Origin of the sequence: Streptomyces sp. E11-3, assembly GCF_046540415.1 — a bacterium.
In the GTDB taxonomy this organism is placed as follows: domain Bacteria; phylum Actinomycetota; class Actinomycetes; order Streptomycetales; family Streptomycetaceae; genus Streptomyces.
The window spans coordinates 1-2813 of the sequence record NZ_JAZGRL010000079.1; the positions used below are offsets into that span (position 1 = coordinate 1).

Below are 2813 nucleotides of genomic sequence, written 5' to 3' on the forward strand. Positions count from 1 at the left end.
AGGGGGCGAGCCGGGGCGCGTAGAGGAGGCCATCGCGGATGGCCAGTTGGGGCTCCGCGGTGGCGAGGGCGGTCGGCAGCAGGGCCGCCGCCGTCTCCGCGTCGTCGCAGTCGATGAGGACCACCCGGCCGGGGTGCTCCGACTGCGTCGAGCGGATCAGCCCCCAGACCGCGGCGGTGGTGAGGTCCACGTCCTGCGTGGGCGTGGTGGCGACCGCGTTCCGGGTGGCCAGGACCAGGGTCGCGTCGGTGAACCGCTCGTCGGCCAGCCACGCCTGGACCAGGGACAGCACCTGCCGGGCGACTACCCCCGGCGCCGGGTGCGTGGCGGCGGGGTCGGGCGAGTCGGCCCGTACGACCACGACGTCCGCGCCGTCCGGCACCGAGGCGAGCGACCGGCCGGGCGCCACCTCCGCCCACACCAGTGAGCCGTCCGGGTCCACCGCCGCCACCTGCGGCCACTCCACGGTGAACAGCGCGTCCGAGCCGGGCGCGGGCGCGGCGAGCCGGTCCTTGGCGACCGGGCGCAGGGTCAGCGACTCGACGTCGGCGACCGGCGCGCTGGTGCCGTCGGCGAGGGTCAGGGACACCGTGTCGGTGCCGGTGGGCGAGATACGGACCCGGAGCGCGGTGGCGCCCGTGGCGTGCAGCGAGGCGCCGCTCCAGCTGAACGGCAGCCGGATACGGTCGGCTTCGCCGCCGGCCGCGGCGTCCAGGACCAGCGGGTGCAGCACCGAGTCGAGCAACGCCGGGTGGATTCCGTACGCTCCGGCGCTCTCGTGCAGCGCGTCCGGCAGCCGGACCTCGGCGAAGAGGTCGGCGCCGCGCCGCCACACGGCGGTCAGACCCTGGAAGGCGGGGCCGTAGTCGTAGCCGAGGTCCGCGAGCCGCGCGTACACCGCGTCGAGCTCTTCGGCGACCGCGTCGTCCGGGGGCCACTGGGCGAGTACGGGCGTGGGCTCCGGGGCCGTCTCGGGGGCCAGGGCGCCCGTGGCGTGCCGGGTCCACGGCTGCGTACGGTCGTCGCCGTCCGGGCGGGCGTGCACGGTGAACGGCCGGTGGCCACCGGAGTCCGGGGCGCCGACCGCCACCTGCACCCGCACGGCCGCGTGCTCCGGCAGCGGCAGCGGTGCCTCAAGGGTCAGCTCGGCCACCTGCGGGGCACCGATGTGGTCCCCGGCGGCCATGGCGAGTTCGAGGAACGCGGTGGCCGGGACCAGTACCGTGCCGACGATGGCGTGGTCCGCCAGCCAGCCGTGCTCCGCGTGGGAGATCCGGGTGGTGAGCAGCGCCTCCTCCCGGTCGGCGAGCTCCACCACGGTGGTCAGCAGCGGGTGCCGCGCCGCGTCCAGACCGAGGCTGCGCGCGTCGGTGCGCGGCCGCGCGGCCAGCCAGAAGTGCTCGCGCTGGAAGGCGTACGTGGGCAGCGCGGCCGGGGCCGAACCGGCGCGTACGCCGGGGAAGAAGGACTCCGCGCGCAGCGGCGCACCGTGGATGTGCGCCTGGGCGATCCCGGCGGCGAAGGTGTCGCACTCGGGGCGGCCCGCGCGCAGCAGCGGCACGGCGGTGACGGCGGCGTCCTCCAGGGTGCGCCGGGCGAGCGCGGTGAGTACGGCGTCCGGGCCGACCTCGACCAGGACGGTGGCGCCCTGCGCGGCCAACTGCCGGGCCGCGTCCGCGAAGCGCACGGCCTCGCGGATCTGCCGGGTCCAGTAGTCGGGCGAGGTGAGCTGCTCGGTGCTCGCGATCTCGCCGGTCACGGTCGAGACGACCGGGATACGCGGGGCATGGAAGTCGAGCCCGGCCGCCACCTCACGGAAGCGGTCGAGAATGCCGTCCATGTGCGGTGAGTGGAAGGCGTGGCTCACCGCGAGCCGGTGGGTGCGCCGCCCCTGGTCGCGCCAGTCCCGCGCGATGTGCTCGACGGCGCTCTCGTCGCCGGAGATCACCACGGACCGGGCGTCGTTGACCGCCGCGATCGAGACCTGCGCCTCGTGTCCGGCCAGCGAGCGCGCGGCCTCGGCCTCTTCGGCCTCGATCGCGATCATCGCTCCGCCCGCGGGCGCCGCCTGCATCAGACGGCCGCGGGCCGCGACCAGGCGCGCGGCGTCGGACAGCGACAGCACCCCCGCTGCGTGCGCAGCAGCGAGCTCCCCGATGGAGTGCCCGGCCAGCAGGTCGGGAACCATGCCGTGGTGCTCAAGGAGCCGGAACAGCGCGACCTCGACGGCGAACAGCGCCGGTTGGGTGTACGTCGTGCGGTGCAGCTCCTCGGCGATCGCGGTGCCCTCCGGGGCGAACAGCACCTCGCGCAGCGGCCGGTCGAGCAGCCCGTCGAAGGCGGTGAGTACGTCGTCGAGCGCTGCGGCGAACACCGGGTGCGCCGCGTACAGTTCGCGGCCCATGGCGGCGCGCTGCGCGCCCTGCCCGGTGAACAGGAAGGCGGTACGGCCCGCGGTGGCCGCGCTGCCCAGGTGCAGGCCGGGCGCGTCGGAGCCTGAGGCGAGCGCCTCAAGGCCGGTACGGAAGTCGGTCGGATCGGTGCCGAGCACCACCGCCCGCTGTTCGAAGGCGGTACGGGTGGTGGCCAGGGCGTGCCCGACACCGTGCAGCGCGGCCTCGTCGGCGGACTCGTCGACGTACGCCCTGAGACGGTCGGCCTGGGCGCGCAGCGCGGGCTCGTCGCGGGCGGAGAGCACCCAGGGCAGGGGGATGCGCGGGGCGGCGGACGCGGTGTCCGCGTGCGGCGCTGGCTCGGTGGCCGGGGCCTGCTCGATGACCACGTGGGCGTTGGTGCCGCTGATCCCGAAGGAG

1 protein-coding gene is annotated in these 2813 nt (G+C 75.9%); it reads right to left on the reverse strand.

Features of this window, described 5'->3' with window-relative positions; translation table 11 throughout:
- Nucleotides 1-2813 (reverse strand): acyltransferase domain-containing protein (locus U9R90_RS35170; RefSeq protein WP_411061477.1); only part of this gene is annotated, 2813 nt, incomplete at both ends.